Annotated in this window: 30 protein-coding genes; 17 read left to right on the top strand and 13 right to left on the bottom strand. The window is 68.1% G+C overall.

Going from position 1 to position 26270, the window contains the following annotated elements; genetic code table 11:
- Positions 1-91: 91 nt before the first annotated feature.
- Positions 92-1429 (top strand): TonB family protein, encoded by a 1338-nt coding sequence (locus tag G3M62_RS01710; RefSeq protein WP_165184207.1) that lies wholly within the window; start codon positions 92-94, stop codon positions 1427-1429.
- Here G3M62_RS01710 and G3M62_RS01705 read toward each other — a convergent pair.
- Positions 1426-2226, bottom strand: a complete 801-nt coding sequence (locus G3M62_RS01705; RefSeq protein ID WP_165184206.1) for an isocitrate lyase/PEP mutase family protein — start codon at positions 2224-2226, stop codon at positions 1426-1428. The genes G3M62_RS01710 and G3M62_RS01705 overlap by 4 nt on opposite strands.
- Positions 2227-2506: 280 nt before the next feature.
- Here G3M62_RS01705 and G3M62_RS01700 point away from each other — a divergent pair, with 280 nt between their 5' ends.
- The 9 genes from G3M62_RS01700 (at position 2507) to G3M62_RS01660 (ending at position 11466) form a co-directional block, all read left to right on the top strand.
- Positions 2507-2701 carry a hypothetical protein gene (locus tag G3M62_RS01700; protein WP_165184204.1) on the top strand — a complete coding sequence of 65 codons (195 nt, stop codon included), beginning with the start codon at positions 2507-2509 and terminating at the stop codon, positions 2699-2701.
- Positions 2702-2754: 53 nt separating this feature from the next.
- The gene (trmD, locus tag G3M62_RS01695; protein WP_165184202.1) at positions 2755-3492 is read left to right on the top strand and encodes a tRNA (guanosine(37)-N1)-methyltransferase TrmD; all 738 of its coding nucleotides are present in this window, start codon (positions 2755-2757) and stop codon (positions 3490-3492) included.
- Positions 3493-3495: 3 nt separating this feature from the next.
- The gene (gene rplS / locus G3M62_RS01690) at positions 3496-3885 is read left to right on the top strand and encodes a 50S ribosomal protein L19 (RefSeq protein WP_165184201.1); all 390 of its coding nucleotides are present in this window, start codon (positions 3496-3498) and stop codon (positions 3883-3885) included.
- 436 nt (positions 3886-4321) lie between these two features.
- Positions 4322-5764, top strand: a complete 1443-nt coding sequence (gene leuC / locus G3M62_RS01685; protein WP_165184199.1) for a 3-isopropylmalate dehydratase large subunit — start codon at positions 4322-4324, stop codon at positions 5762-5764.
- Positions 5764-6372, top strand: coding sequence for a 3-isopropylmalate dehydratase small subunit (gene leuD, locus G3M62_RS01680; protein ID WP_165184197.1), 609 nt, complete (start codon positions 5764-5766; stop codon positions 6370-6372). Before leuC ends, leuD begins: the two co-directional genes overlap by 1 nt.
- Complete coding sequence (locus tag G3M62_RS01675) at positions 6372-6674, top strand: putative quinol monooxygenase (protein WP_165184196.1); 303 nt, start codon at positions 6372-6374, stop codon at positions 6672-6674. The genes leuD and G3M62_RS01675 overlap by 1 nt, the downstream gene beginning before the upstream one ends.
- A gap of 12 nt (positions 6675-6686) precedes the next feature.
- A complete protein-coding gene (gene leuB / locus G3M62_RS01670) occupies positions 6687-7739 on the top strand; it encodes a 3-isopropylmalate dehydrogenase (protein WP_165184194.1) in 1053 nt (350 codons plus the stop codon).
- A 101-nt stretch (positions 7740-7840) separates the two neighbouring features.
- Entirely contained in the window at positions 7841-9748 is a 1908-nt protein-coding gene (locus G3M62_RS01665; protein WP_165184193.1) for a methyl-accepting chemotaxis protein, read from the top strand.
- A 98-nt stretch (positions 9749-9846) separates the two neighbouring features.
- Positions 9847-11466, top strand: coding sequence for a long-chain fatty acid--CoA ligase (locus tag G3M62_RS01660; protein ID WP_165184191.1), 1620 nt, complete (start codon positions 9847-9849; stop codon positions 11464-11466).
- Between the two features lie 149 nt (positions 11467-11615).
- On the opposite strand, the gene G3M62_RS01655 is transcribed toward G3M62_RS01660, so the two are convergent.
- The 5 genes from G3M62_RS01655 to G3M62_RS01635 form a co-directional block, all read right to left on the bottom strand.
- Complete coding sequence (locus tag G3M62_RS01655) at positions 11616-13721, bottom strand: catalase (RefSeq protein WP_205691933.1); 2106 nt, start codon at positions 13719-13721, stop codon at positions 11616-11618.
- A gap of 90 nt (positions 13722-13811) precedes the next feature.
- Positions 13812-14291, bottom strand: a complete 480-nt coding sequence (locus G3M62_RS01650) for a GNAT family N-acetyltransferase (RefSeq protein WP_165184188.1) — start codon at positions 14289-14291, stop codon at positions 13812-13814.
- Complete coding sequence (locus G3M62_RS01645; RefSeq protein ID WP_165184186.1) at positions 14288-14686, bottom strand: SRPBCC family protein; 399 nt, start codon at positions 14684-14686, stop codon at positions 14288-14290. The genes G3M62_RS01650 and G3M62_RS01645 overlap by 4 nt, the downstream gene beginning before the upstream one ends.
- 9 nt (positions 14687-14695) lie before the next feature.
- The gene (locus G3M62_RS01640) at positions 14696-15328 is read right to left on the bottom strand and encodes a lysoplasmalogenase (protein ID WP_165184185.1); all 633 of its coding nucleotides are present in this window, start codon (positions 15326-15328) and stop codon (positions 14696-14698) included.
- Positions 15321-15743, bottom strand: a complete 423-nt coding sequence (locus tag G3M62_RS01635; protein WP_165184183.1) for a YkvA family protein — start codon at positions 15741-15743, stop codon at positions 15321-15323. Before G3M62_RS01635 ends, G3M62_RS01640 begins: the two co-directional genes overlap by 8 nt.
- A gap of 55 nt (positions 15744-15798) precedes the next feature.
- Between G3M62_RS01635 and G3M62_RS01630 the strand changes: the two genes are divergently transcribed.
- Positions 15799-16581, top strand: a complete 783-nt coding sequence (locus G3M62_RS01630) for an SDR family NAD(P)-dependent oxidoreductase (protein WP_165184182.1) — start codon at positions 15799-15801, stop codon at positions 16579-16581.
- Between the two features lie 75 nt (positions 16582-16656).
- Here G3M62_RS01630 and G3M62_RS01625 read toward each other — a convergent pair whose 3' ends face one another.
- The 3 genes from G3M62_RS01625 to G3M62_RS01615 form a co-directional block, all read right to left on the bottom strand.
- Positions 16657-17268 carry a CC0125/CC1285 family lipoprotein gene (locus G3M62_RS01625; RefSeq protein WP_165184180.1) on the bottom strand — a complete coding sequence of 204 codons (612 nt, stop codon included), beginning with the start codon at positions 17266-17268 and terminating at the stop codon, positions 16657-16659.
- Between the two features lie 111 nt (positions 17269-17379).
- A complete protein-coding gene (locus tag G3M62_RS01620; RefSeq protein WP_165184178.1) occupies positions 17380-18018 on the bottom strand; it encodes a LysE family translocator in 639 nt (212 codons plus the stop codon).
- Between the two features lie 46 nt (positions 18019-18064).
- Positions 18065-18469: an MAPEG family protein gene (locus G3M62_RS01615; RefSeq protein WP_165184176.1), complete on the bottom strand. Its 405-nt coding sequence runs from the start codon at positions 18467-18469 to the stop codon at positions 18065-18067.
- A 166-nt stretch (positions 18470-18635) separates the two neighbouring features.
- On the opposite strand from G3M62_RS01615, the gene G3M62_RS01610 reads away from it, so the two are divergent.
- Positions 18636-18836: a KTSC domain-containing protein gene (locus G3M62_RS01610; RefSeq protein WP_012284298.1), complete on the top strand. Its 201-nt coding sequence runs from the start codon at positions 18636-18638 to the stop codon at positions 18834-18836.
- A gap of 35 nt (positions 18837-18871) precedes the next feature.
- On the top strand, positions 18872-19819 hold the full coding sequence (locus G3M62_RS01605; RefSeq protein ID WP_165184175.1) for a cation diffusion facilitator family transporter: 948 nt from the start codon (positions 18872-18874) through the stop codon (positions 19817-19819).
- A 33-nt stretch (positions 19820-19852) separates the two neighbouring features.
- Here the strand turns inward: G3M62_RS01605 and G3M62_RS01600 are convergent, their stop codons facing one another.
- Together G3M62_RS01600 and mtgA are read right to left on the bottom strand one after the other, a co-directional pair.
- Positions 19853-20398, bottom strand: a complete 546-nt coding sequence (locus G3M62_RS01600; protein WP_165184173.1) for a GNAT family N-acetyltransferase — start codon at positions 20396-20398, stop codon at positions 19853-19855.
- Between the two features lie 10 nt (positions 20399-20408).
- Positions 20409-21086, bottom strand: a complete 678-nt coding sequence (mtgA, locus tag G3M62_RS01595; RefSeq protein WP_165184171.1) for a monofunctional biosynthetic peptidoglycan transglycosylase — start codon at positions 21084-21086, stop codon at positions 20409-20411.
- Positions 21087-21195: 109 nt separating this feature from the next.
- On the opposite strand from mtgA, the gene G3M62_RS01590 reads away from it, so the two are divergent.
- Positions 21196-21873: a nitroreductase gene (locus G3M62_RS01590; RefSeq protein WP_165184170.1), complete on the top strand. Its 678-nt coding sequence runs from the start codon at positions 21196-21198 to the stop codon at positions 21871-21873.
- A 159-nt stretch (positions 21874-22032) separates the two neighbouring features.
- Here the strand turns inward: G3M62_RS01590 and G3M62_RS01585 are convergent, their stop codons facing one another.
- A complete protein-coding gene (locus G3M62_RS01585; protein WP_165184168.1) occupies positions 22033-23052 on the bottom strand; it encodes a glycosylasparaginase in 1020 nt (339 codons plus the stop codon).
- Positions 23053-23124: 72 nt separating this feature from the next.
- Between G3M62_RS01585 and G3M62_RS01580 the strand changes: the two genes are divergently transcribed.
- Positions 23125-23871 carry a copper homeostasis protein CutC gene (locus G3M62_RS01580; protein WP_165191161.1) on the top strand — a complete coding sequence of 249 codons (747 nt, stop codon included), beginning with the start codon at positions 23125-23127 and terminating at the stop codon, positions 23869-23871.
- 46 nt (positions 23872-23917) lie between these two features.
- Here G3M62_RS01580 and G3M62_RS01575 read toward each other — a convergent pair whose 3' ends face one another.
- Entirely contained in the window at positions 23918-24925 is a 1008-nt protein-coding gene (locus tag G3M62_RS01575) for a WD40 repeat domain-containing protein (RefSeq protein ID WP_165184166.1), read from the bottom strand.
- Positions 24926-25147: 222 nt separating this feature from the next.
- Here G3M62_RS01575 and G3M62_RS01570 point away from each other — a divergent pair, with 222 nt between their 5' ends.
- Positions 25148-25594: a biopolymer transporter ExbD gene (locus G3M62_RS01570; RefSeq protein WP_165184165.1), complete on the top strand. Its 447-nt coding sequence runs from the start codon at positions 25148-25150 to the stop codon at positions 25592-25594.
- A 160-nt stretch (positions 25595-25754) separates the two neighbouring features.
- Positions 25755-26198 (top strand): biopolymer transporter ExbD, encoded by a 444-nt coding sequence (locus tag G3M62_RS01565; RefSeq protein WP_165184163.1) that lies wholly within the window; start codon positions 25755-25757, stop codon positions 26196-26198.
- Positions 26199-26270: the final 72 nt, after the last annotated feature.

Below are 26270 nucleotides of genomic sequence, written 5' to 3'. Positions count from 1 at the left end.
CCGTGCACGGTGGCGCTTCGACGAGAGGCGCTGTAGATTCGCCCCTAGGCTGCAAGTGATCGGACCGCAGCCCAGTATATTCGGGGGCGTCATGAAGGTTTGGGTTCTGGCGGCGCTCGCCACGGCGGCGTTCAGCGGCGTGGCGAGCGCGGCCGATGAGAAGGTCCATCCCCAGACGGCGCGACAGGTCACCCCGGCCGAGCGGGCCGCGGTCTATCCCAAGGCGGCCTTCGAAAAGAAAATCTCGGGCGAGGCGCTGCTCGACTGCACCGCCGACGAAGAGGGCCGCGAGGTCGACTGCAAGGTCATCGGCGAAGACCCCGCCGGCATGGGCTTTGGCGAGGCGGCCCTGGCTCTGGTCACCAAGGAGCGCGTCAAGACCAAGGACGCCCAGGGCGTCTCGATCGTCGGCAAGCGCTTCGAGTCCGGCTTCGGCTTCCTGGCTCCCGGCGATTCCAATCCTGATTGGGTGCGAAAGCCCACGGCCGAGGCCCTCGCCACGGCCTTTCCCACCAAAGCCCTGAAGACGGCGCGGGCCGGCAAGGCCGTCATCCAATGCCAGGTGACGATCGAGGGCTTCCTGGACCGCTGCAAGGTGCTGACAGAAAGCCCCGTCGACTTCGGCTTCGGCGCGGCGGCGCTGCAGTTGGCGCCGCAGTTCAAGCTGTCGCCCAAGATTCGCGGCGGAAAGCCCGTGGCCGGCGGCGAGGTGACCATTCCGATCAACTGGGACATGTCGGGCCTCAGCCCCGACACCGGCGCCAGCTTCGGAGGCCGCAGCCTGATCATCGATCCGCCGTGGTCGGTCGTGCCAAGCTTCGAACAGGTGCGCGCCGCCTGGCCCCAGGAGGCCAAGGGCCTGGCCTCGGGGCAGGCCGCCTTGCGCTGCTCGATCGCCGTCGAGGGTACCCTAAAGAGCTGCGACGTCATCTCCGAAGCCCCTTCGGGCAAGGGGTTCGGAAAGGCCGCCAAGGCGCTTTCGCGCGACTTCAAGATCAATGTGAAGCCCGATGAAACCAAGCTCCTGCGGAATCTCAGCGTCGACGTGCCCTTCCGCTTTCGCGACCCGGCCCTGCCCGACACGCGCAAGCTGACCAGCCCCCGCTGGACCGTCACCCTGACCACCGACGGCATGGCCGCGATCTATCCGCAGGCGGCGGTCAAGGCCAATGCGACCACCGGCCTGGGCGTGGTCAGCTGCGCCGTGGACGCCGGCGGACGCCTGGTGGATTGCATGGTCAAACGCGAAGAGCCGGCCGCGCTCGATTTCGGCGCGGCGGCCCTGGAGGCGGCCAAGCTGATGGCGATGAATCCCTGGACCACGGAGGGCGACACCGTCGAGGGCCTGCGCATCACCCTGCCGATCCGCTTCCTCATGCCGGAATCCGCACAGGCCGCCACGCCGCCCGCCCCGCCCGCCAAGCCCTAGCCGAAGCGGGCGTTCAGGTTGGGCAGGTCCTTGCCGAACGCGGCGTAGCCGGTGGTGTCGCCATCCGCCAGGAACGTCCAGGTCCCCGTCAGCATCGCGCCATAGGCGGCGTTGAACGGGCCTGTGGCCGAGCTGAGGCGGCGCACGCCCAGCTGCGCCAGGCGGCCGGCCGAGGGCATGCCGGGGCGGCCCATGACGTTGAGCGGCAGGGCGACGCCGGCGGCCAGCCGCGACAGCAGGTCCTCCTCGATCGGCAGCGGCACGAAGATCCCGCTCGCCCCGGCCTGGGCGTAGAGCGCCGCGCGGCGCAGGGTCTCGGCCACGGCCGTCTCGCCCTCGGCCAGCCCGGCCAGATAGACGTCGGTGCGGGCGTTGATGAAAAGGTTGACGCCCGCCTGGTCGGCGGCGGCGCGGGCGGTCTCGATCTTGCGGGCGTGAAGCGTCGGATCGCGGCGACCGTCCTCGAAATTGATCCCGACCGCGCCCGCGCCGACCACCGCCTTGATCGTCTCGGCCAGGGTCGACAGGTCGTCGGTGTAGCCGCCCTCGATGTCGGCCGTGACGGGAACCGACACGACCCGGGCGATGCCGGCGACGGTGTCGATCACGGCCGCCACGGGAACCGCGTCGCCGTCGGCGTAGCCTCGCGCCCAGGCCACGGCGGCGCTGGAGGTGGCCACGGCCTTGGCGCCGGCGCCCTCCATCAGGGCGGCGCTGGCCGCGTCCCAGGCGTTGGGAATGACCAGCACGTCGGGGCCGGCGTGCAGGGCGTGGAAGCGGTCGGCGGGGGTGGTCATGGCGGCGGCTCCGAAGGATTGGCGGCCGGACTATCGAGCAATCAGACCCCGGTCGTCTCGCGGAAATCGGACCTGGATGACCCGCTGCTGACACCCTTTGGCAAGGTTTGCTCCGTAGAGCGGCGATCGCTGAAATGCGGCCGACGCGTCGTAATGCCGCCTTGGCGAGGTCAATTGCCTGGCCTAGAGGCAGGACGTTCGCCTCGGCCGCAAAAACGGGAACCTCCCCCTCTCCCGGGCTTTGGTTTGAACGACCCGAAACACAGGAAGACCCTGGCCCATGGTTTCATGGAAGAAAATCCGTGCCGGTACCGCGCTTGTCGCCGCGACCCTGACCACCGCCGCCGTGCTGGCGGTGGCTCCCGTGCATCACGTCGCGCCGGCCGCCGGTCCGACCAGCGAGCCGGTCAAGCTGACCCCGCCGCTGATGCCCGCCGAGGCCGGAAAGCCTCTGCCCAAGACCATCCTGACCTAGCCACAGAGGCCTAGCCTCTCGTTTTTCGCGGTTTTGGGCGCTATGCAGCGCCCATGCCGTTCACCGCCACCGTCCTGACCATGTTCCCCGAGGCCTTTCCCGGCCCGCTCGGCGTCTCGCTGATCGGCACGTCGTGGAAGGAGCAGGACCTGTGGCGATTGGAAACACTGGACATTCGGGGGTTTTCCAAGGATAAGCGCGGCTTCCTCGACGACACCCCCGCGGGTGGCGGCGTTGGAGCGGTACTCAAAGCGGACGTCATCGCCGCCGCGCTGGACAGCGTGGAGGTCGGTGGGCGGCCGCTTTTGTACATGAGCGCCCGGGGTCGGCCCCTGACCCAGGCGCGCGTCAAGGAATGGGCCAAGGCTCCGGGCGTCATCGTCCTGTGCGGCCGTTTCGAGGGGGTGGACCAGCGGGTGCTCGACGCCCGGGGGTTCGAGGAGGTCTCGGTCGGAGACGCGGTCCTTGCCGGTGGCGAGGCGGCGGCAATGGTCGTGATCGAGGCGTGCGTTCGATTGGCTCCAGGGGTTCTGGGCAATTTCGAGAGCACGCAGGAAGAAAGCTTCGAGGACGGTCTCCTCGAGCATCCGCAGTACACGCGACCGCGGACGTTCGAAGGACTGGATATCCCCGAGGTGCTGCTGTCGGGCGACCACAAGAAGGTGGCCCAGTGGCGGTCCAGTATGCGTGAAGAGACCACTCGCGAGCGGCGGCCCGATCTTTGGGAAGCGCATCTCGCCAATCAACAGGCAAAAGGCGGCCCGAAAACGGGTAAGCCCAAAGGAGATTGAGTTATGGCTGCTAATATCATCAAGGAACTTGAGCGCGAAGAATCCGAGCGCCTGCTCGCGGCCCGCGCCATTCCGGATTTCGAGCCGGGCGACACCCTGCGCGTCAACGTCCGCATCAAGGAAGGCGAGCGCGAGCGCGTCCAGGCCTATGAGGGCGTCTGCATCGCCCGCGCCGGCGGCGGCATCCACGAGAGCTTCACCGTCCGCAAGATCTCGTTCGGCGAAGGCGTGGAACGTCTGTTCCCGCTGCTCTCGCCGAGCATCGAAAGCATCGAAGTCAAGCGTCGCGGCGTCGTCCGTCGCGCCAAGCTGTACTACCTGCGCGACCGTCGCGGTAAGTCGGCCCGCATCGCCGAGCGTTCGAACGTCCGCAAGACCGAGACCGCCGAATAGGCTCGCGACATCGCGAAAAGATCAGGGCCCTGGCGGAAACGCCGGGGCCTTTTTCGTTGGTCAGCTATGGGGATTCCACGGCTCAGCTTCAGTGCAACCGCACGAATATATTGACAAAACGCCGTTACCTGGTGTTTGGTGAACGCACCCCCACCGCTCTGCGACGGGCTTATAGACCGCCCCCTTGCAAGGGAGTGGCCCTCTTCAGAAACGGCGTCATGGCCACTGAAGGAAATGCGATATGAGGGCGCGCCCAAAACCAGATGGCGCGCCCTCTTTGCGTTCCGGACCGCCACCCCGGGGCAAGAAACTGCGTCAAAACGCCCACACGTGACCGCAAAGGGCAGGATTGGTCCCGCCACCGGCTGGAGAACGTGAATTTTCGGCGCTTCGTCGCTTTACGCGCCCGCCCTCAAGGCCTAGATGCCCGGGTATCATGACCCGCGCACGCAAGACCCTTTACGACAAGATCTGGGACGCCCACGTCGTCAGCGAAACCAATGGCGAGGCGATCCTCTATATCGACCTGCACCTCATCCACGAGGTGACCACGCCGCAGGCCTTCGCCGGGCTTCGCGCGGCCGGCCGCAAGGTGCGCCGGCCCGACCGCACGCTCGCCGTCGCCGACCACAACATCCCGACCGAGGGCCAGGCCCTGGGCGTCGACGCCGTGGCCGACGAAGAGGCGCGCCTGCAGCTCAAGACCCTGGCCCGCAACGTCCAGGACAACGGCATCGAATTCTTCCCGATGGGCGACATCCGCAACGGGATCGTCCACGTGGTCGGTCCCGAGCAGGGCCGCACCCAACCGGGCATGACCATCGTCTGCGGCGACAGTCACACCTCCACCCACGGCGCCTTCGGGGCCCTGGCCCACGGCATCGGCACGTCCGAAGTCGAGCACGTCCTGGCCACCCAGACCCTGCGCCAGGAGAAGGCCAGGAACATGCTGGTCCGCGTCGACGGCCAGCTGGGTCCCGGCGTGACGGCGAAGGACGTGGCCCTGGCCGTGATCGGCGAGATCGGCACGGCCGGCGGCACCGGCTACGTCATCGAGTTCGCCGGCCAGGTGGTTCGCGACCTGTCGATGGAAGGTCGCATGACTCTGTGCAACCTGACCATCGAGGGCGGCGCCAAGGCCGGCCTGGTCGCGCCGGACGACAAGACCTTCGCCTACATCCTGGGCAAGCCCTCGGCGCCGAAGGGCGCGGCCTGGGACATGGCCCTGTCGTACTGGAAGGGCTTCGTCACCGACGAGGACGCCCATTTCGACCGCACCGTGGTGATCGACGGGTCCAAGCTGGTCCCGATGGTCACCTGGGGCACTTCCCCTGAGGACGTCATCCCGGTGACCGGCAATGTGCCCGACCCGGAAAGCTTCGCCACGCCCGACAAGCGCGCCGCCGCCCACCGGGCGCTGGACTATATGGGCCTGACCGCCGGCCAGCCGATCAGCGAAGCCCGCATCGACCGCGTCTTCATCGGCTCGTGCACCAACAGCCGGATCGAGGACATGCGCGCCGCCGCCGCCGTGGTGCAGGAAGCCTTCCTGCACGGCCGCCTGGTGGCGCCGCACGTCAAGGCCATGGTCGTGCCGGGCTCGGGCCTGGTGAAGGAACAGGCCGAGGAAGAAGGCCTGGACGCCATCTTCAAGGCCGCCGGTTTCGACTGGCGCGAGCCGGGCTGCTCGATGTGCCTGGCCATGAACCCCGACAAGCTGGCCCCGCAGGAGCGCTGCGCCTCGACCAGCAACCGCAACTTCGAAGGCCGCCAGGGCCGCGCCGGCCGCACCCACCTGGTCTCGCCGGCCATGGCGGCGGCGGCGGCGATCGCCGGCCACCTGGTCGACGTGCGCACCCTGCTCGAGGAGACCGTCTGATGCAGGCCTTCACCCGTCTCGACGGCCGCGCCGCGCCCCTGTCGCTGGCCAATATCGACACCGACCAGATCATCCCCAAGCAGTTCCTCAAGACCGTCGAGCGCGAGGGCCTGGCCAAGGGCCTGTTCTACGACTTCCGCTTCGACGGCGACGGGAACGAGATCGCCGACTTCGTGCTGAACCGGCCGGAGTACAAGGGCTCGTCCGTGCTGATCGCCGGCGACAACTTCGGCTGCGGATCGTCGCGCGAGCACGCGCCGTGGGCGCTGATGGATTTCGGGATCCTGTGCGTGATCTCGACCAGCTTCGCCGACATCTTCAACAACAACTGCTTCAACAACGGCCTGCTGCCAGTGGTGCTGAAGCCCGAGGAAGTCGCCCAGCTGATGGACGAGGCCAAGGGCGGCAACCACATGGTCAGCATCGACCTGGAAGCCCAGACCGTGATCTCGCCCTCGGGCAAGAGCTTCCATTTCGACATCGATCCCGTCCGCAAGGACAAGATGCTCAAGGGTCTGGACTTCATCGGCGAGACGCTGATGCACGGCGCCGACATCGACCTGTTCGAAAGCAAGCGCGCCCTGGACCGGCCCTGGCTGGAAGCCTGATGACCGTCATCCTCTCTGGCACGATCCGCGTCGCGCCCGAGCGCCTGGCCGACCTGCGTCCGCACCTGAAGGCCCAGGTCGAGGGCAGTCGGGGCGAGCCGGGCTGCCTGGACTACGCGCTCAGCGAAGACCCGCTGGATCCCGGCCTGATCCGGGTGTTCGAGCACTTCGTCGACGAGGAAGCCCTGGCCTTCCATCGCGCCAGCCCGCACATGGCCGCATGGCGCGCCTGCTTCCCCGAGCTGGGCGTGCACGACCGCAACATGGCGTCGTTCGACGTCTCCGCCTACCGCACCATCTAAGAGAGCCTCCCGATGTCCACGCTCCTGCTCCTGCCCGGCGACGGGATCGGCCCCGAGGTCACCGCCCAGGTTCGCCGCGTGGCCGCCGCGCTCACCCCGGACCTGAATGTCGAGGAAGCGATCTATGGCGGCGCCAGCTACGACGCCCATGGCACGCCGCTGACCGACGAGGTCCGGGATCGGGCCCTGGCCAGCGACGCGGTGCTGATGGGCGCGGTCGGCGGTCCCAAGTGGAAGGACGCCCCGCGCCACCTGCGCCCGGAAGCCGGCCTGCTGCAACTGCGCAAGGACATGGACGTCTACGCCAACCTGCGCCCGGCCTATTGCTTCGAGGCCCTGGCCGACGCTTCCAGCCTGAAGCGCGAGCTGGTCTCGGGTCTGGACATCATGTTCGTCCGTGAACTGACGGGCGGCGTCTATTTCGGCCAGCCACGCGGCATCGAGGACCTCGGTAACGGCCAGAAGCGCGGCGTCGACACCCAGGTCTACACCACCGCCGAGATCGAGCGCGTGTCGCGGGTGGCCTTCGAGCTGGCGCGCGGCCGCGGCAACCGCGTGGCCTCGGCCGAGAAGTCCAACGTCATGGAAAGCGGCCTGCTGTGGAAGCAGGTGGTCACCGACCTGCACGCCCGCGACTACGCCGATGTCCAGCTGGAGCACATCCTGGCCGACAACTGCGCCATGCAGCTGGTCCGCGCGCCCAAGCAGTTCGACGTCATCGTCACCGACAACCTGTTCGGCGACATCCTGTCCGACGCCGCCGCCATGCTGACCGGCTCGCTGGGCATGCTGCCGTCGGCGGCCCTGGGCGCGGCGGGCAAGCCGGGCCTCTACGAGCCCATCCACGGCTCGGCCCCCGACATCGCCGGCCAGGGCGTGGCCAATCCGCTGGCCGCCATCCTGTCGTTCGAGATGGCCCTGCGCTGGTCGCTGAACCGCGCCGACGCCGCCGACACCCTGCTGGCGGCGGTCAAGGCGGCCCTCGACGCCGGCGCCCGCACCCGCGACCTGGGCGGTGATTTAGGAACAGTTAAGATGGGCGACGCCGTTTTGTCGCACCTATAGCCTTGAAATAACAGCGATATTGAAGGTTTACGCAACGTAGCCTTAATCGTTGTCACCGAAATCCTGCCCGTGAACTGGAACAGTTTGCGGGCAGGGCGGCGATGCGATTTCAAGACCTGAAAATTTCGACCAAGCTTGGGCTCGCCTTCGGCGCGCTGATCCTGGCCTTCTTGATTTCGTCGGCCGTGGTGTTCACCAGCCTGCAGGCGATCGAAAAGGCTTCAACCTCCAGCCAGCGCAGTCTCACCCTGGCCAGCCAGGGCGAAACCATGATGGGTCTGATGCTGGAGCAGCAGAACGCCCTGCGCGGCTATGTGCTCAGCGACGACCCGGCCTTCGCCGCCGTCTATCAGGACAACGCCGCGCAATTCGACAAGTCGCTGGACACCTTCGAAGCCAAGACCACCCAGGCCGCCCAGAAGGAACGCATCCAGCATATGCGGACCGCCATGGCCGACTGGCGTCGCGATATCGCCGAACCGACCCTGGCGGCGATGAAGGACCCGGTCGCCGGCAAGGCGCAGGCCGCCGGCCTGATCGGCAAGAAGAGCATGGACGAACTGCGCACGCTGCAGGACGACCTGTCCAACGCCGCCTTCGAGCGCGTGGCCATTCGCGCCAAGGAACAGAAGGCCGCCATGGACTTGGCCATCACCTCGCTGGTGGTCGGCGGCGTCACGGCCCTGGCCATCGCCGGCCTGATGGGCTGGCTGCTGACCGCCACCATCGGCGTCTCGGTGTCGCGCATGACCGCCGCCATGCGCCGCCTGGCCTCGGGCGACAACAGCGTCGAGGTGCCGGCCATCGGCCGCAAGGACGAGGTCGGCCTGATGGCCGACGCCGTGCTGAACTTCAAGGACGCCGCCATCGCCAAGCAGCGCCTGGAGGGCGAGACGGTCGAGCAGCGCCGTATGACCGAGGCCGAACGCGCCGATCGCGAAGCCGAGAAGGCCGCCGAGGCCAAGACCGACGCCGTCGCCATCCAGGCGCTGGCCCAGGCCCTGGACCACTTGGCCAACGGCGACCTGACCCATCGCATCACCATCGACTTCGTCGCCAAGACCCAGCAACTGAAGACCGATTTCAACACCGCCGCCGACCGTCTGCAGGACGCCATGCGCGGCATCAACAACGCCACCGGCGGCATCCGCTCCGGCTCGGACGAGATCGCCTCGGCGTCTGACGACCTGTCGCGCCGCACCGAGCAGCAGGCCGCCTCGCTGGAGGAGACCGCCGCCGCCCTGGACGAGATCACCGCCACGGTCCGCAAGACCGCCGCCGGCGCCAACGAGGTTTCCGGCCTGGTCGCCAACGCCCGCAGCGGGGCCGAGAAATCCGGCCATATCGTCGCCCAGGCGGTCAGCGCCATGACCGAGATCGAGACCTCGTCCAGCCAGGTCAGCCAGATCATCGGGGTGATCGACGAGATCGCCTTCCAGACCAACCTTCTGGCCCTGAACGCCGGCGTCGAGGCCGCGCGCGCGGGTGACGCGGGTCGCGGCTTCGCGGTCGTCGCCCAGGAAGTCCGGGCCCTGGCCCAGCGCTCGGCCGACGCGGCCAAGGAGATCAAGACCCTGATCTCGACCTCGACCCAGCAGGTCGGCAGCGGCGTCAGCCTGGTGGGCCAGACCGGGCAAGCCCTGCAAGCCATCGTCGACCAGGTCGCGTCGATCGACAGCCTGGTCAAGGAAATCGCCGCCTCGGCCCAGGAACAGTCGACCGGCCTGCACCAGGTCAATGTCGCCGTGAACCAGATGGACCAGGTGGTTCAGCAGAACGCCGCCATGGTCGAGCAGGCCACGGCCGCCACCCACTCGCTGAAGGGCGAGGCCGGCGAGCTGGCCGTGCTGGTCGGACGCTTCAAGGTCGGCGGCGGCGCCGGCCGCCCTGCCGCCGCCGCTCCGGCCTCGCGCCCCGTCGCCAGCCCGGCCCGCGCCGCCCAGACCAAAGTCGCGGCCGCCTTCAACGGCAACGCCGCGATCGCCACGGACAGCTGGGAAGAGTTCTGATCCTCAAGCTTGCGTCATCCCCGCCTCACGCGGGGATGACGATTGATAGGCCCGCCCCACGCTCTAAGCTGCTCCCAACAATAAGAGGGAGAGCGGCCATGATCCCGGGCCTGATGCAGACCGCGCCGCTGCTGATCAGCGGCATCCTGCGCTACGCGGCCAGCGCCCACGGCGGGCGCGAGATCGTCTCCCGGCTGATCGACGAGCCCGTCTGGCGCTACGACTATGACGGCCTCGCCGCCCGCGCGGCCCAGGCGGCCAACGCCCTGGCGCGGCTAGGCGTGCGGGCAGGCGATCGGGTCACGTCCCTGGCCTGGAACACCCACCGGCACCTGGAGCTGTTCTACGCCGTGCCCGGCCTGGGCGCGGTGCTGCACACCGCCAATCCCCGGCTGTCGGACGAGCAGATCGTCTTCACGATCAATCACGCGGCCAGCGGCGTGCTGCTGTTCGACCGCAATTTCGCCGAGCTGGTCGCGCGTCTCGCTCCACGGCTGACCACGGTGAAGACCTTCGTCATGCTGTCGAACGCCGAGCGCACTCACGACGCCGGGGTCGGGGCGACGTCGTACGAGACCCTGATCGCCGACGAGGCCGACAGGTTCGACTGGCCGGTCCTGGACGAGAACGCCGGGGCCTTCCTCTGCTACACCTCGGGCACGACGGGCGATCCCAAGGGCGTGCTCTATTCGCACCGCGCCGTTGTGCTGCACGCCATGGCCGGGGGCCTGGCCAGCGCCTTCGGCCTGACCGCCTTCGACGTGGTGATGCCGTGCTCCAGCCTCTACCACGCCACCGCCTGGGGCCTGCCGTTCACCGCCCCGATCTGCGGGTCCAAGCTGGTGCTGCCGGCCGACAGGATGGACGGCGCGTCGCTGCATGACCTAATCCAGGCCGAGGGCGTCACGTTCACCGGCGGCGTGCCGACCATCTGGACCATGTACCTGGCCTTCCTGGAGCAGACCGGCCAGCGCCCGGACAACCTCAAGCGCGTGGTGATCGGCGGCAGCGCGGTGCCGCGCGCCATGGCCGAGACCTTCAAGACGAAGTACGGCGTCGACGTGCTGCAGATCTGGGGCATGACCGAGACCTGTCCGATCGGCGTGGTCGCCACCCCGACCCCGTCGCTGGCGGCGCTCGGCGAAAATGCGATGAACGAGGCGATCTGGACCCGCCAGGGCCGGCTGCAGTTCGGTATCGAGCTGCGGGTCGAGACCGAGGACGGCGCCGAGGCTCCACACGACGGCGAGACCTCCGGCGCCCTGAAGGTGCGCGGCCCCTGGGTGGTGCGGCGCTATTATCGTCAGGACACCGACGCCGCCCAGGACGACGGCTGGTTCGACACCGGCGACATCGCCACGCTCGACCAGCACGGCTTCATGCGCATCACCGACCGCCAGAAGGACGTCATCAAGTCGGGCGGCGAATGGATCAGCTCGATCGACCTGGAGAACATCGCCGCCGGCTGCCCGGGCGTGAAGATCGCCGCCGTGGTCGGCGTGCCCCATCCCAAGTGGGAGGAGCGTCCACTGCTAGTGATCGAGGCCCATGACGGAGCGTCGATCGGCAAGGCGCAGGTGCTGGACTACCTGACGCCCCGGATCGTCAAATGGTGGACGCCCGACGACGTCGTGTTCGCCCCGGTGCCGCTGACGGCCACCGGAAAGATCGACAAGAAGGTGCTGCGCGAGGCATGGAGGGGGCACTTGATGGGGTAGTGCGGCAAGCACTTGCCCCCTACGGATCGCTTCGCGATCGTCTTCGCCCGAAGGGGGAAGAGGCGCGCCGCGCATGAAGCCTCCGCCCCCTACGGGGGCGGACAGACGGCGAAGCCGTCAGGTGGGGGCAAGTGGTTGAGCCGCTGCCCCTAGGCCAGCGTCCTCACCTTCGGCTCGCGCTCCCAGAACCGCTTGGCCGCCGCCGCGATGAAATCCGCGCCCAGGCCGACCACGCCCTCGTCCGGCTCCACGCCGGCCTTGTCGAGCAACGGCTTGGCCGCGTCCGTCGCCCCGATCGCCTTCAGATGCCCGAAGGCGTCCATGACGAACTGCACGGCGGCGGCTTCCTTCAGCAGGGTCGCGCAGCCGGTGTCGGACAGCACCAGGGCGATCGCGTCGACCGTCACCGAGGGCGTGCCCGCCAGTTGGCCGTCGGCCGGGATCAGCGTTCCGTCCGCGCCCTTGGCTCCGCCGATCTTCGGGGCGATGACCTTGGGCACGGCGCCGGCCTTGCTGATCGCCGCCTTCAGCTTGTCGACCGCCGCGCCGTCCGAACCGTCGGCCACCAGGATGCCGATCACGTGGCCCTTGATGTCCTTGGGCGCGCGTGGGCCGTTGACGATCCGCAGGGCCGGCGACAGGTCGAGATCCTGCACCGGAACCGCAGACTTCGAGGCCTTCGGCACGGGCATGTTCAGACCCGCGCCCACCCGCTTGGCCAGGTCAGGATCGACATTGACCAGGTTGGACATCATCCGCGTCCGCACCGCTTCGATCCCCACCTTCGATAGCTCGAAGGTGATGGCCGAGGCCAGGTGAGCCTGCTCCGCAGGGTCCAGCGAGCGGAAGAACATCCGCGCCTGGCTGTAGTGGTCGGCGAAGCTTTCCGGGCGGATGCGCAGCTTGTCGCCCTGTTCACCAGGGCCGTCGGCGGTCTGGAAGGTCTTGAAACCAGTCATCGGGCACTCGCGCGGCCCGCCGATCTCGCCGGCCGTCTCGGCCAGGCTGTTGGGCTCGTAGTTGGCGCGGCCCTTGGGCTGCAGCATCTGCATCTGCCCGTCGCGCTGGAAGTTCATCACCGGGCACTTGGGCGCGTTGATCGGGATCTGGTGGAAGTTGGCCGTGCCCAGCCGGCTCTTCTGGGTGTCGAGGTACGAGAACAGCCGGCCCTGCAGCAGTGGATCGTTGGTGAAGTCGATGCCGGGCGGGACGTTGGCCGGGCAATAGGCCACCTGCTCGGTCTCGGCGAAGAAGTTGTCTGGATAGCGATCCAGCACCATCCGACCGACGATCCGCACCGGGAGCACCTCCTCCGGAATGATCTTGGTGGGGTCGAGTACGTCGAACGGCAGGCTGTCGGCGAAGGCCTGGTCGAAGGTCTGGATGCCCAGCTCCCACTCCGGGAAGTCGCCCCGCTCGATCGCCTCGAACAGGTCACGGCGCTGGAAGTCCGGATCGGCGCCGGCGATCTTCACCGCCTCGTCCCAGATCGTCGAGGCCACGCCCTGCTTGGGCTTCCAGTGAAACTTGACGAAGGTCGACTTGCCGGCCGCGTTGACCAGCCGGAAGGTGTGGATGCCGAAACCTTCCATCGTGCGCAGGCTGCGCGGGATGGTCCGGTCGCTCATGGCCCACATGATCATGTGGGTGCTTTCCGGCATCAGGCTGATGAAGTCCCAGAAGGTGTCGTGGGCGCTGGCGGCCTGCGGATAGCCGCGATCGGCCTCCATCTTCACCGAATGGATCAGGTCGGGAAACTTGATGGCGTCCTGGATGAAGAACACCGGGATGTTGTTGCCGACGAGGTCCCAGTTGCCTTCCTTGGTGTAGAACTTGACCGCGAAGCCGCGCACGTCACGCGGCGTGTCGACGCTGCCCGCGCCGCCGGCCACGGTGGAGAACCGGGTGAACAGCGGGGTCTTCTCGCCGGCCCGCTGGAAGATGTCGGCCTTGGTCAGGTCCGACAGCGACTCGTAGAGCTCGAAAAAGCCGTGCGCCGCCGAACCGCGAGCGTGGACGATCCGCTCGGGGATCCGCTCGTGGTCGAAGTGGAAAATCTTTTCGCGAAGGACGAAATCCTCCAGCAGCACCGGGCCGCGTTCGCCGCTCTTCAGCTGGTTCTGGTTGTCGGAAACCCGGATGCCCTGGTTGGTGGTCAGGTCGCCGTCGGGATCGTGCGGGCCCTTCTCAGGCACGTGCTGGTGCGTTTCGCCGCCGTTGCCGGCATCGGTCTTGAAGTCTTCGTGCTGAGCCATGTCCGCCACTCCTGATGCGCCCGGGGTGACGGCCAAACCGGCTCAAGGGCGGATCGTTCCAATGTCGGAAAGTCGAAGTAAGGCGATGCGTCAGGCCAATCGCAGTCGCCAGGTCTCGGAGATCAGCCCTTCGCCGAAGCCGTCATACGGCCAGCTGTCCTCCAGCACGAAGCCGGCGCGTTCGTAGAGGCGGCGGGCCGGCAGCAGGTTGCTCTGGGTCCAGAGCACCACCTCCCGGTAGCCGACGAGCCGGGCGAAGCCGACACATTCGGCCACCAACTTGTCGCCCACGCCCAGGCCGCGCGCCGAGGGTTCGACCAGCAGCAGGCGCAGGCGGCCGACCGTGTCGCTGTCGCGGGCCAGCATGATCGAGCCGACCGGGCGGCCCTCATGCTCGGCGATCCAGCAGGCCTCGCGCGCCGGGTCGAAGCTCTTGATGAATTCGGCCACGACGCCGGCCACCAGCCCTTCGAACCGGGCGTCCCAGCCTTCTTCCTGCGCATAGAGCGCGCCGTGCCGCTGGACGATCCAGCCGTAGTCGCCGGGGCGAGGTCCGCGCAGGGTGATCATGACTCCAGCAGCGCCTTCAGCTTGGCCAGGTCCTTGGCGACCAGGCCCTGGTCGCGTTCGAACGTCGCGTCGTCCATGCCGGGGGCGCGGAACAGGGTCAGGGTCACCTCGGCCCCGTCGCCGTTGGCCACCACGCGCAGCGGCATCGACAGCTCGGTCCCGTCCGGCAGAGTCACCCAGTGGTCGAGCACGCCATAGGGGTTCTGGGGCGAAAACCGCACATGGACGTCGCCGTCGGGGCCGTGGGCGATCCAACGGTCGCCGTCACGGGTCAGGCCCGCGCCCAGGCCAGCGGCCCATTTGGGAAAGCTCTCGGGCTGATGGGTGAAGGCGTAGACCTGGTCGGCCGGGCGAGCGATCGACACGGTGATCGGGCGGGTTTCGAACAGGGTCATGCGGACTCCTTAGCGCAGCATCCCCCAGGTGATGAACGCCTGGCCCCCGAAATAGAGGAACCACACCGCCCAGGCCGTCAATCGGGGCGAACCCAGCAGCTTGGCGCCCTTGAACAGGTCGAACGACAGGATGGCGTCCGAGGCCATGAAGGCCAGGGCGCCGATCGTGGCCGGCCAGCGCAGGCGCGGCAGCAGCAGGCTGGCGGCGACCATGGCCACGATGGCCAGCACATAGACGACCACCGCCGGCTTCAGCGCGCCCAGCGACCGCCACAGCATCGCTAGCATCACCGCCGCCGCCAGCACGACCAGCGGCGCGACCGTCCAGAACGCCGGCCCGGCCGGGGCCTGCTCGCGCCAGAACAGCAGCACATAGGTCACGTGCCCCGCCAGGAAGGCGGCCAGGCCGAACGGCAGCCAGCGCTTGGGATCGCCGGCCAGGAAGGCGTCGCCGACCGCGCACAGGGCCAGGGCGATGGCCAGCCAGGGCCCGCCACCCTCCAGATAGGCCAGGACAGCCAAAGCGCCGGTCGCGACCGTCTTGATCAGCGTCCTGAGGAAGGACGGCGGCCGCTCGACCAGCACCAGGCCGTAAAGCGCCGCGCAAATCCCGGCCGCGCTCCACAGCCAGACGTCAGTCATCCGCGCCCAGCTTGGCGAGATAGGCCTGGGCCTCGTCCTTGTGGCGGGGCTTCACGTTGCGCCCGACCAGCGCGATGACGGCGGCGATCACCGCGGCGTCATCGGTCAGGCCGATGGCGGGGAGGATGTCGGGAATGGCGTCGGTGGGCAGGACGAAATAGGCCAGGGCCGCGAACATCATGCCCTTGGCGGCGGTCGGCGTGGTCGGGTCCTTGGCGCACCACCACAGCGACAAGGCGTCGGCCGCGAACGGCGCCTTGGACGCGAACTTGCGGATCTTGGGCCAGAAGCCGCGCGTCACGCGCTGCTCGTTGACCCGCACCGTGGCCGGGACCAGCGCCTTAGCCGGGTCCAGCACGTCACGGGCGTTAGCGTCCGGGTTGACGTCGGGGGATGGTTTGGCGTCGGCGCTCATCAGGTTAAACCGCTCCTCAAGGTTTCGATTAAACGCAAGCCGCGAGGAAACGTCCATGAAACTCGATAGCACCGTCGCCGCCGTCGTCACTGGAGGCGCTTCGGGCCTCGGCGAGGCCACCGCCCGCGCCCTCGCCGCCCAAGGCGTCAAGGTCGCGATCTTCGACATGAACGAGGCGACCGGCGAGACCGTCGCCGCCGAGATCGGCGGCGTGTTCTGCAAGGTCAACGTGACGTCCGACGCCGAGGTCGACGCCGGCTTCGAGAAGGCCCGCGCCGCCCACGGCCAAGAGCGCATCCTGGTCAACTGCGCCGGCACCGGCAACGCGGCCAAGACCGCCAGCCGCGACAAGACCACCGGCGAGACCAAGCACTTCCCGCTCGACGCCTTCGACCGCATCATCCAGATCAATCTGGTCGGCACGTTCCGCTGCATCGCCAAGTCGGCCAAGGGCATGCTGGACCTGGAGCCGGGCGCCGACGGCGAGCGCGGCGCGATCGTCAACACCGCCAGCGTCGCGGCCGAGGACGGCCAGATGGGCCAGGCGGCCTATTCGGCGTCCAAGGGCGGCGTGGTGGGCATGACCCTGCCGATCGCCCGCGACCTGATGGGCGAAGGCATCCGCGTCAACACCATCCTGCCGGGCATCTTCAACACCCCGCTGATGAACGGCGCGCCCGAAGCGGTGAAGGCCGGCCTGGCGGCCTCGGTGCCGTTCCCCAAGCGCCTGGGCCTGCCCGAGGAATACGCCCAGCTGGCGGTGACCATGATCACCAACGGCTATTTCAACGGCGAGGACGTGCGCCTGGACGGCGGGATCCGCATGGCGCCGCGCTGAGCCCGGCGTCACCGACAAAGGAAAGGCCGCCTTCCCCCTGAGAAGGCGGCCTTTTTTCTAACGCCGCGAGACGCCTCAGGACTTCGGCGTGGGCCGCTGGATGCTCGGCGCCAAGTTGGTCATGATCTGGCGGGCGTCGTAGGCGCGCGGATCGCCGGAGGGCTTGGCGCCCTTGTGCATCACGATCTCGGCGCTGGCCTCGAACTTCTGGATCGTGCGGATCTCGGCCTGGTTGGCGAAGAAGGGGTCGCCCCAATAGGGATCCCAGGCGCGCCAGCCGCCGTAGGCCGGGCCGTAATAGCGCCACGCCGGACGCCAGTAGCCGTAGCCGCCGCCGTAATAGCCGAACGGACGGGCGAACGGATCCTGGTCGATCACGGTGCGGGCGTCGCGGTCGGTGCGGCGGTCGGCCGTCTCGAACCAGTCATAGCCCTGCTGGGTGGTCAGCTCGGCGGCCCGGTACAGCAGATAGCGCTCGACGGTCTCGCGCGAGGTCAGGCTGTTGCCGGCGAAGGTCACCCGGTAACGGTCGCTCTCGAGGCGCTGATCGGTGAAGCCGCCCGTGGCCTGCTGGCCCGGAACGTTCGGCTGATAGGGCGTGGCGGTGGCGCAGGCCGTCAGGAGGGCGGCGAGCGCCACGGCCGCGACCAGCCCGGCCTTGCCGGCTAAGGTCTTGCGTTTAGTCATGGCGCATTCCTTCACTCGGAATCTTCGCGAAAAGACTCATTTCGTCCCGTTACCGTAATGCATGGCGCAGCTTTGTGGTTTCGCCAAGGCGATTGCGTTTCAACGCTGAGATCAGCCGCGCGAAACGATCAGCCCCGCGGCGGTGATCAGCAGCACCCCGACGACGATCGCGAAGCCCTTGCGGAAGCCCGGTTCGTTCATCCGCGACGACAGCGCCGCCCCGCCCAGGCCGTAGCTGCTCATGCTGATCAGATCCATGCCGATGGTCGCGGCGGCGAACATCACCAGTTGCGGGGCCAGCGGCCGCTGGACGTCGATGAACGGCGGCAGCACGGCGGTGAAGAACAGCAGGATCTTGGGATTGGCGATCTGCACGGCGAAGCCATCGCGGAACGCCGAGCGGCCCATCTTAAAGGTTCGGTGCGCGCCCTCGCCTTCACCGCCCTTGTCCTTGACGCCCGACAGGATCGACTTCAGCCCCAGCCAGACCAAATAGGCCGCGCCCGCCAGGGCCAGCAGGTGAAAGGCCTTGGGGAAGGCGATGATCAGCGCGCCCAGCCCCAGGGCCGAGCAGGCGAACCAGACCAGGGTGGCGGTGTTCATGCCGGCCACGCCCAGCAAGGCCGCGCCCTTGCCCTTCTGCATGCCGGTGGCGATCGCGAACAAGTTCGCGGGTCCGGGTGTCAGGGCCATGACGAACATCGTCACCAGGAAGGCGCTGTAGCGGGCGGGATCGACGGGCAGGACCATGGCCCTGCCCTATAGCCAAGCCTCGCCCGCCCGGCCAGTCGGGTTGCTAGGCGCCGACCATCGTCAGGATCCAGATGACCCGTCCCAGGGCGCCGAACAGCAGGATCGCCGTCGCCAGGGCCTGGATGATGAAGCCGGCCTCGCGCTTGCTGGGATCGGAGACGTAGCCCAGGGCGTAGACGATGCGTCCGACGATCCAGACCACGCCCAGGATCGTGGCGACCAGATCGCTCCAGTAGATCGCGAACAGCCACAACGACGGCAGGAACAGCGGCAGCCATTCCAGGGTGTTGGCCTGGACGCGGATATTGCGCTCCAGGACCGGGTCGCCGGTCATGGTCGGGGCGTCGATGCCGCACTTGCGGCGCGCCAGGGTGACCCGCACGGCCATCCAGACATAGACCAGCAGCGCGGCGATGGTGACGATGGCGACCCAGGAATGCGGTTGCATGTGCGTTTCTCCCCCGGCTCCGTGAGGCGGAACCTTGTTCGCCCGGACTACACCGCAGTTCGCGATGGTTTGCACCCTAAACAGGCGCCCGGAAGTCCCTGGGGAACCGGCCCCGGCGGCCACGCGCTTTCAAGCCAGAACGATCCTCATGCGGAGGCTTTCAGCCATGCGTGTCGACTCCACGGCGATCCGGCAAATCGACTATGAGCCCGAACACGGCAAGCTGTTCGTGACGTTCCACGACGGCGACGAGTACGTCTATGTAGGCGTGCCGCCCCGGGTGACCGAAGCCTTCGAGCGCGCCCCATCCAAGGGCCGGTTCTTCCAGCGCATGATCCGCGACCGCTACCCCTACAATCGGGTCTGACGGAACGGCGCTGACCCCCGCCGCGTTCGGGCCGCATGGCCGCGACGGGAACCCACAACAGCTCGACCACCGTGGTCTACGCGGCCCTGGCCGGAAACCTGGCGATCGCCGCCACCAAGTTCGTCGCCTTCGCCCTGACTGGCTCGTCGGCCATGCTGACCGAGGCGATCCATTCCAGCGTCGATACCGGCAACCAGGGCCTTCTGCTGCTGGGCCTGGCGCGGGCCCGGAAACCGCCCAGTCAGACCCATCCGTTCGGCTACGGCATGGAGGTCTATTTCTGGGCCTTCGTGGTGGCTTTGCTGATCTTCGCCCTGGGCGGCGCCTTTTCGATCTATGAGGGCGTGCTGAAGATCCTGCGGCCCGAACCTATCGAGCGAGCCTGGATCAATTTCCTGGTCATCGGCCTGGCCGTGCTGTTCGAGGGCGGCTCGTTCCTGGTGGCCTGGAAGGAGTTCAGCGTCCTGCGCAAGGGAACGCCGTTCCTGCGCGCCATCCGCCGCAGCAAGGATCCTTCGGTGTTCGCCGTGCTGCTGGAGGACGGCGCGGCCCTGGCCGGCCTGGCGATCGCCGCCCTGGGCGTGGCGGGTTCGGCGATCTTTCACATCCCCTGGGCCGACGGCGCGGCCTCGGTGGCGATCGGCGTGCTGCTGGTGGCCGTGGCGATCTTCCTGGCCAACGAGACCCGCAGCCTGCTGACCGGCGAATCGGCCTCGCCCCGCATCGTCGAGGCCGTGCGCGAAATGTTGGCCGCCGACCCGCGCATCGACACCGTGGCCGAGGTGCTGAGCATGCACCTGGGACCCCAGGAGATCCTGCTGGGCGTGACGCTGGACTTCCACGATGACCTGACCGCCGGCGAGATCGAGGACGCCGCCGACGACTTCGCCACGCGAATCCGGGAGATCGACGCGCGGATCACCCGGGTGTTCGTCCGGTCCGGCCGGGCGCGAGCGGCCTATGCGCGGCCGCTGACCTCTTGACCGCTCATCCCGGCGAACGCCGGGATGAGCGAACTAGGTGGAACGCCGCGCCTTCCATTCTTCCGCCGTCTGCCCCCACAGATGGCATTCGACATCCTGATAGGGCTCGGGCAACCGCCCCGCCTCCAGGAACCGCGAGCCGATCCGCCGGGCCACCTTGATCGAGGCGACATTGGCCGGATCGATGCAGTGGACCAGTCGCGTCCAGCCCAGCTCCTCCACCGCCCAGTCCATGGTCGCCGTCGCCGCCTCGACCGCGTAGCCCTTGCCGTGGGCGCTGGGCAGCAGGCTCCAGCCGACCTCGGTCCCCGGCCAGCCTTCAGGCCGCCAGGGACCGATCCGCCCGACCCAGGCGCCGGTCGCCTTCTCGATCAGCGAGAACATGCCAAAACCGTTCAGCGCCCACGAGCCGGCCATGGTCGCCATCATTCGCCAGGCCTGGGACCGGCTCATCTGGCCGCCGATGAAGCGCGCGGCTTCCGCGTCGGCCATCAGCGCGGCCCAGCCGTCCAGATCCTCGGTCGCCGGCGGCCGCAGGATCAGGCGTTCGGTTTGCAGGGTAGGGCCGGGGGCGATCATCGGCGTCCTCCTAGACCACGCAGGCGGCCAGGCCGTCGCGGCGCACCGCGCCCGAGGCCTTGCCGATCCGGCTGGAGCGCTTCTTGACATAGCGGCCCGGATTGACCGCCTTCCACTTCAGGGGGCTGGGCAGGATCGCCGCCAGCCGCGAGGCCTGAACCGGCGTCAGCTTGTCGGCCCCGACCTTGAAATAGGCCTGGGAGGCAGCCTCCGCGCCGTAGATCCCCGGGCCGTATTCGATGGAGTTCAGATAGACTTCCATGATCCGCTTCTTGCCCCAGATCGTCTCGATCAGCACCGTGAACCAGGCCTCCAGCCCCTTGCGGACATAGGAGCGGCCCTGCCACAGGAAGACGTTCTTGGCGGTCTGCTGGCTGATGGTCGAGCCGCCGCGGATCTTCTTGCCCTTCTCGTTGTTCTCGTAGGCCTTCTGCAAGGCGTCGAAGTCGAAGCCGTGGTGGTCGCAGAACCGGGCGTCCTCGGCCGCGATCAGGGCGCGCGGCAAGGCCGGCGAGACCTCGTCGATCGGGCGCCAGTGGTGGTTCCAGCCCTTGCCCTCGGCCAGGCGGATGACCATCAGCGGCGTCGCGGGCGGCGGCACGAAGCGATAGACGATGACCGTCAGCACCGGCCCGGCGACCAGCACGATGAACAGCGCCACCAGGATGTTACGCAGCAGAACCCGCACCTATCGCTCCACCTTGCTTTGACGCTTGCCTTGACGTTGCGGCCGGATGCTAGCCAAGCCGCCACCATCTGTCGCGGGACATAGCCGCCCATCGGTTAGTGAGGCCTTGATGACCGAGTTCAACACCGTGTCGAAAGCCGTCGCGCGGCGGATGTCCGTCCGGGCCTTCAAGCCCGACCCGGTGCCCGGCGCCGTGGTTCGCGAGCTGCTCGAGGCCGCCGCCCGCGCGCCGTCGGGCGGCAATCTCCAGCCGTGGGTGGTGCACGCCCTGTCCGGCCAGCCGCTGGCCGACTTCAAGGCCCAGGTCGCCGCCCGGCTGATGGACCGCGACGAGCCGGAATACCACGTCTATCCGCCCAACCTGTGGGAGCCCCTGCGCACTCGCCGTTACCAGGTCGGCGAGGACCTCTACGGGGCGTTGAACATCCCCCGCGAGAACAAGCTGGGCCGCCTTCAACAGTTCGCCCAGAACGCCGAGTTCTTCGGCGCGCCGGTCGCCGTGTTCTTCTCGGTGCACCGCGACTGCGGCCCGCCGCAGTGGGCCGACATCGGCATGTACATGCAGACCCTGATGCTGCTGAGCGTGGAACACGGGCTGGACACCTGCGCCCAGGAGTTCTGGTCGGTCTACGGCAAGCTGGTCTCGACCTTCCTGGAGCTGCCCGCCGACCACATGCTGTTCTGCGGCATGGCCCTGGGCTACCGCGACGAGACGGCGGCGGTGAATGGGTGGCGCTCGCGAAGAGAACCATTCGGGGAGTGGGGGTCGATGCGGGGGTTTGAGTAGGGGCTCGGCGGCTCACCCACTTGCCCCCACCTGACCGCTACGCGGTCTGTCCACCCCCATAGGGGGCGGAGGCTTTGCGCCGAGGCCTCTTCCCCCTCTGGGGGAAGACGACCGCGAAGCGGTCCGTAGGGGGCAAGTGTTAGCCCGTACGACGTCCCCTCAGTAAAAGCTCTCCCCCGCCTCCAGCCGATCCTGCCTTCCCCCGTCGCACAGGGCGTAGCTGAAGCCCTTCTGGATCGACCACGCCCCGACCTCGCCGGTCTTGCTCAGCGCCAGGAAGCCCACCTGGATGTCCTTGGCCTGCGGCTTCTTCTTCAGGATGCGCGCCACCGCCTCCTTGCAAGCCTCCTGCGGCGAGCGGCCCTGGCGCATCAACTCCACCACCAGGAACGAGCCGACATTGCGGATCACCTCCTCGCCCACGCCCGTGGAGGTGGCGCCGCCGACGTCGTTGTCGACATAGAGGCCCGCCCCGACGATGGGCGAATCGCCGACCCGGCCGCGCAGCTTCCAGGCCATGCCGCTGGTGGTGCACGCGCCCGACAGGTTGCCGGCGGCGTCCAGGGCCAGCATGCCGATGGTGTCGTGATTGCCCTTGCCGCCCGGCGTGCCGAGTTGTCCCGAGGTCTTGCCGTAGTCGCCCACCTCGCTGTTGGCCTTGGGCGCGTACTGGGCGTCCTTCTTCCAGGCCTCCCAGGCGGCGCGCGACTCCGGCGTCAGCAGGTCCTCGCGCGGGAAGCCCTGTTCCTGGGCGAACTGCAGGGCGCCGGCCCCGACCAGCAGGACGTGCGGGGTCTTTTCCATCACCGCCCGGGCCACCGAGATGGGGTGGGCGATGTGCTCCAAGGCGGCGACGGCGCCGCAATTGCCCTGCTCGTCCATGATCGAGGCGTCCAGCGAGACGTGGCCGTCGCGGTCGGGATAGCCGGCGCGGCCGACGCTGTGGTTCTTCAGGTCCTGCTCGGGGACGCGGGCCCCGGCCTCGACCGCGTCCAGCGCCCGGCCGCCCTTGGACAGGATCGCCCAGGCCGCCTGGTTGGCCGGCACGCCGAAGTCCCAGGTGGAGATCACGCAGGGCCGGGTCAGCTGGATGCCGGTTCCAGCGGCCGAGGCCACTCCAGCGCCCATCAGTCCCGAGCCGACGAGGGACGCGCCGATCAGGCCTCTGCGATTCAGCATGGGTGTGCTCCCCAAAAAATGGTTCAAGAACGCCGTTTCGAAATTCGTAGCATGAGCCTCGGAGTGGCCAAGATGTCCGACCGCGTGATCCTGGAAGTCTGTGTCGATACGCCCGCCGGACTGGCGGCCGCGATCGCCGGTGGCGCGGATCGCATCGAACTGTGCTCGGCCCTGGCCCTGCAGGGCCTGACCCCGGCCCCGGGGTTGATGGCCATCGCGGCGCAGGCGGAGATCCCGATCTATCCGATGATCCGGCCGCGCAACGGCGACTTCGTCTATGACGCCGCCGACCTGGACGCCATCCTGCGCGACATCGACGCCACGCGCGAGGCGGGCCTGGCCGGGGTGGTGATCGGCGCCAACGCCCCTTCAGGGGAACTCGACGTCGACGCCCTGGCCATGCTGGTGGCCCATGCCGAGGGCCTGGGCGTGACCCTGCACCGGGCCTTCGACCTGACGCCCGAACCGTTCGCGGCGCTGGAGACGGCCATCGACCTGGGCTTCGAGCGCATCCTGACCTCGGGCTGCGCCCAGAACGGCATGGCCGGGGCCGAGACGATCGCGGCGCTGGTCAAGCAGGCCGACGGCCGCATCGCCATCCTGGCCGGCGGCGGGGTCAATCCGTCGAACGTGGCCCAGCTGGTGGCGCGGACCGGGGTGCGGGAGGTGCACGGCTCGTGCAGTGGGCCCATGACCTACGGTCTTGGCCAGGGCCACGAGGACCGGGCCTACAAGCTGGGTTTCGTGCAGGACGGGCTGCGGGACACGGACGAGGAGACGGTGGCGGCGGTGGTCAGGGTGCTGGCCAGCCTACAATGAATCTGCTCATCCCGGCGAATGCCGGCATGAGGATCAAAAATAATCCCTAGAACCGCGTGTCCATCGCCGGGATCGCGATGATCCCCGCCTCGCCGTCCTCGTCCCCCCAGGCCAGCCGGCTCCCGTCGGCCGAGACCGCCAGCGAACTGATCGCCGCGCCCTTCTCGGCCTTCAGGGTGTCGATGCGGCCCGAGCGCATGTGGGCGCCCCAGATCTTGCCGTTGTCCTGGCCCGCGACGGCGACGGGCAGGGTCTCGACGCCGGCCACCTGAACCACCATCGAGTCGCGCGAGAAGCCGATCTCGGCGGCTTCCTTGCCCATCGGGCCGCTGGCCCCGGCGAACGGCCAGACCACCGCGCCGTTGGCGCCGGCGGTGACCATCAGGTTGCCCTTGTCGAAGAAGGCGAAGCTTTTGATCTTGGCCGGATACCCGCCCATCCGCATGTCCTTGCCGTCGGCCAGCCGCCAGCCGTGCAGCTGGCTTTCCTGCATCGACGAGACCAGGAACTTGCCGTCCGGGCTGAAGATCACGGCGATGTGGCTGCCGGCCCACTTCATCACCTGCGGCTTCTGGCCCTCGATCTTGGCCCACCACAGCGAGACACCGCCGTAACCCGCCGTCGCCAGACGGCGGCCTTTCGGGTCGAAGGCCAGGCCCGAGACGGTCTTGTCGTGGGAGAAGACGCGCAGGAACTTCGGATCGGCCGCGTCGCGGACGTGGGCTTCCTTGCCGGCGGTGAAGGCGATCAGGCCCGAGGCGGCGCTGGCGGCCACGTGCTCGATCCAGCGGCCCTTGACCTCGGCGATCAGGGTGGCGGCCACCTCGTCGCCCTCGACCCGACTCCAGACCACGCGGCCATCGTCGCCGCCGGTGATGACGCCGCGACCTGAAGGGTGGACCGCGGCGGCCAGCACCGCGCCCTGGTGCGCCTCGACCGTGACGTAGCCGTCTTCCTTTTCGAATCGGACCGTGCCGTCACCTAGGGCGAAGGCGGCGCGACCGGCGCGGTCGAACAGGGCGGCGGTGACATAGGCGTCAAAGGAATAGATCATTCGCGCGCCATACCGCGCCCCGACGCGGGCGCCTAGTCGCGCATCGGACGAGACAGGCCCGGAGATCCTGGCGCCTGAACGCCGTTCCACCAAAAAGAGTCACAAAAGGGGTTGCCTTTGCGGCGCCTCCTCGGGCTTTACTTCCGCGCTCGTCTGAGCCAGACGTGCGATCTAACATTTTCGGGACCGCGACAGACGCGGCCCTTGGGAGACAGTCAGGCTATGGCGGCTAAACTCGCGGGCGGAGGCGGCAGCAAATACTCGCTGGGCCAGAATGCCGAAATCAACGTCACGCCCTTCGTCGACATCCTGCTCGTGCTGCTGATCATCTTCATGGTCGCCGTGCCGATGGCGACCGTGGCGATCAAGGTGGACCTGCCGCCGGCGACCCCGCCGCCCCCCGGCGTGAAGCCGAAGGAGCCGGTGTTCATCTCGATCCAGAAGTCGGGCGCCCTGTACGTCGCTGAAAAGCAGACCAGCCTGGACAACCTGCAATTCGACCTGGACGCCAAGTTCGCCGCGACCGGCCAAGCTGGCCCCAAGGACGACCAGCGCATCATGGTTCGCGCCGACGCCGACGTGACCTATGCCGACTTCATGGGCGTTCTGAACGCCCTGCAGACCTCGGGCTGGTACAAGGTCGGCCTGATCAACGAAGACATCCACTAAGGATCCTTCGGCGATCGCCAGAAGATCAGGGGCCGGACGCCAAGCGTCCGGCCCCTTTTTTCATGCGCGCGACACGGTGCTTTACAAATGTAAGAAACGCGACAGACTACACCTGTAACTTCAATGGATCCGCCCAGCGGACAACAGGAGGAGACAGGTCATGGCGGCGAAACTCGCGGGCAACGGCGGCGGCGGGCGCTATGCGATCCACCAGAACGCGGACATCAACGTCACCCCGTTCGTCGACGTGCTGCTGGTGCTGCTGATCATCTTCATGGTCGCCGTGCCGATGGCGACCACCTCGATCAAGCTCGACATGCCGCCGGCCCAGCGTCTCGAGGTTCCGATCAAGCCGCCGGTGCTGATCACCATCCAGACTTCGGGCGGCCTCTATCTGGCCGGCCAACCCACCCGCCTGGACACCCTGGCCCGCGACGTGAACGCCAGGTTCACCGCCGAGGGCTGGACCGAGCCGCGCAAGGACCAACGGCTGATGGTCAGCGCCCAGGCCGACGTGCCGTACGAGGCCCTGATGGGCGTGATCGACCGCGTCCACACCGCCGGTTGGACCCAGATCGGGATCGTCAACGAGGATATCCGGTAGATCCTCGCCAAACGACAACCTTGGCGCGATTCTTGCTGAATGGACCTGGTCGCACGATGCGATCAGGGAGGC

This window comes from Caulobacter soli (assembly GCF_011045195.1).
GTDB classification, from domain to species: domain Bacteria; phylum Pseudomonadota; class Alphaproteobacteria; order Caulobacterales; family Caulobacteraceae; genus Caulobacter; species Caulobacter soli.
The sequence above is the reverse complement of the archived record's forward strand: the minus strand, read 5'-3'. Positions and strand labels throughout refer to the sequence as shown.

Excerpts from the sequence above, each read along its gene's own strand:
- G3M62_RS01710 (WP_165184207.1), top strand. The coding sequence starts at position 92 with ATGAAGGTTTGGGTTCTGGCGGCGCTCGCCACGGCGGCGTTCAGCGGC.
- G3M62_RS01705 (WP_165184206.1), bottom strand. The coding sequence starts at position 2,226 with ATGACCACCCCCGCCGACCGCTTCCACGCCCTGCACGCCGGCCCCGAC.
- G3M62_RS01700 (WP_165184204.1), top strand. The coding sequence starts at position 2,507 with ATGGTTTCATGGAAGAAAATCCGTGCCGGTACCGCGCTTGTCGCCGCG.
- trmD (WP_165184202.1), top strand. The coding sequence starts at position 2,755 with ATGCCGTTCACCGCCACCGTCCTGACCATGTTCCCCGAGGCCTTTCCC.
- rplS (WP_165184201.1), top strand. The coding sequence starts at position 3,496 with ATGGCTGCTAATATCATCAAGGAACTTGAGCGCGAAGAATCCGAGCGC.
- leuC (WP_165184199.1), top strand. The coding sequence starts at position 4,322 with ATGACCCGCGCACGCAAGACCCTTTACGACAAGATCTGGGACGCCCAC.
- leuD (WP_165184197.1), top strand. The coding sequence starts at position 5,764 with ATGCAGGCCTTCACCCGTCTCGACGGCCGCGCCGCGCCCCTGTCGCTG.
- G3M62_RS01675 (WP_165184196.1), top strand. The coding sequence starts at position 6,372 with ATGACCGTCATCCTCTCTGGCACGATCCGCGTCGCGCCCGAGCGCCTG.
- leuB (WP_165184194.1), top strand. The coding sequence starts at position 6,687 with ATGTCCACGCTCCTGCTCCTGCCCGGCGACGGGATCGGCCCCGAGGTC.
- G3M62_RS01665 (WP_165184193.1), top strand. The coding sequence starts at position 7,841 with ATGCGATTTCAAGACCTGAAAATTTCGACCAAGCTTGGGCTCGCCTTC.
- G3M62_RS01660 (WP_165184191.1), top strand. The coding sequence starts at position 9,847 with ATGATCCCGGGCCTGATGCAGACCGCGCCGCTGCTGATCAGCGGCATC.
- G3M62_RS01655 (WP_205691933.1), bottom strand. The coding sequence starts at position 13,721 with ATGGCTCAGCACGAAGACTTCAAGACCGATGCCGGCAACGGCGGCGAA.
- G3M62_RS01650 (WP_165184188.1), bottom strand. The coding sequence starts at position 14,291 with ATGATCACCCTGCGCGGACCTCGCCCCGGCGACTACGGCTGGATCGTC.
- G3M62_RS01645 (WP_165184186.1), bottom strand. The coding sequence starts at position 14,686 with ATGACCCTGTTCGAAACCCGCCCGATCACCGTGTCGATCGCTCGCCCG.
- G3M62_RS01640 (WP_165184185.1), bottom strand. The coding sequence starts at position 15,328 with ATGACTGACGTCTGGCTGTGGAGCGCGGCCGGGATTTGCGCGGCGCTT.
- G3M62_RS01635 (WP_165184183.1), bottom strand. The coding sequence starts at position 15,743 with ATGAGCGCCGACGCCAAACCATCCCCCGACGTCAACCCGGACGCTAAC.
- G3M62_RS01630 (WP_165184182.1), top strand. The coding sequence starts at position 15,799 with ATGAAACTCGATAGCACCGTCGCCGCCGTCGTCACTGGAGGCGCTTCG.
- G3M62_RS01625 (WP_165184180.1), bottom strand. The coding sequence starts at position 17,268 with ATGACTAAACGCAAGACCTTAGCCGGCAAGGCCGGGCTGGTCGCGGCC.
- G3M62_RS01620 (WP_165184178.1), bottom strand. The coding sequence starts at position 18,018 with ATGGTCCTGCCCGTCGATCCCGCCCGCTACAGCGCCTTCCTGGTGACG.
- G3M62_RS01615 (WP_165184176.1), bottom strand. The coding sequence starts at position 18,469 with ATGCAACCGCATTCCTGGGTCGCCATCGTCACCATCGCCGCGCTGCTG.
- G3M62_RS01610 (WP_012284298.1), top strand. The coding sequence starts at position 18,636 with ATGCGTGTCGACTCCACGGCGATCCGGCAAATCGACTATGAGCCCGAA.
- G3M62_RS01605 (WP_165184175.1), top strand. The coding sequence starts at position 18,872 with ATGGCCGCGACGGGAACCCACAACAGCTCGACCACCGTGGTCTACGCG.
- G3M62_RS01600 (WP_165184173.1), bottom strand. The coding sequence starts at position 20,398 with ATGATCGCCCCCGGCCCTACCCTGCAAACCGAACGCCTGATCCTGCGG.
- G3M62_RS01590 (WP_165184170.1), top strand. The coding sequence starts at position 21,196 with ATGACCGAGTTCAACACCGTGTCGAAAGCCGTCGCGCGGCGGATGTCC.
- G3M62_RS01585 (WP_165184168.1), bottom strand. The coding sequence starts at position 23,052 with ATGCTGAATCGCAGAGGCCTGATCGGCGCGTCCCTCGTCGGCTCGGGA.
- G3M62_RS01580 (WP_165191161.1), top strand. The coding sequence starts at position 23,125 with ATGTCCGACCGCGTGATCCTGGAAGTCTGTGTCGATACGCCCGCCGGA.
- G3M62_RS01575 (WP_165184166.1), bottom strand. The coding sequence starts at position 24,925 with ATGATCTATTCCTTTGACGCCTATGTCACCGCCGCCCTGTTCGACCGC.
- G3M62_RS01570 (WP_165184165.1), top strand. The coding sequence starts at position 25,148 with ATGGCGGCTAAACTCGCGGGCGGAGGCGGCAGCAAATACTCGCTGGGC.
- G3M62_RS01565 (WP_165184163.1), top strand. The coding sequence starts at position 25,755 with ATGGCGGCGAAACTCGCGGGCAACGGCGGCGGCGGGCGCTATGCGATC.